Source organism: Cellulomonas sp. P4_A2 (assembly GCF_056402515.1).
Window position 1 is genome coordinate 1 of the sequence record NZ_JBFUHG010000202.1, and the last position, 378, is coordinate 378.

The window sequence follows — 378 nt, forward strand, 5'->3', positions numbered from 1 at the left end:
CCCGACGAGACCAGGACCGTGCCCGGGACATCGAGCTTCGGACGGTGGGCGGGGGCGCCGGCGGTCAGCAACCGGGCGCCGCCGACAAAGGCGACCAGGGCGAACAGCAGGTTGACGTACAGACACCAGCGCCAGTTCAGGTACTCGGTGAGCACCCCGCCGAGCAGCAGCCCCACCGCGCCGCCCGTGCCCGCGATCGCACCGTAGATCCCGAAGGCCTTCGCCCGCTCGTTCGGGACGTTGAACGTCGTGGTGAGAAGAGAGAGCGCAGCCGGCGCCAGCAGCGCTGCGAACATCCCCTGGAGAGCGCGGGCGACGACCAGGACCTCGAAGCCCGGGGCGGCGCCGCCGATCGCCGACGCCACCGCGAAGCCGACC

Annotated in this window: 1 protein-coding gene; it reads right to left on the reverse strand. The window is 72.2% G+C overall.

Annotation, left to right across the window (positions count from 1 at the left end):
• Window positions 1-378, reverse strand: a 378-nt coding sequence (locus AC1DUE_RS20720; protein ID WP_477041277.1) for an MFS transporter, incomplete at both ends; no start/stop codon positions are given.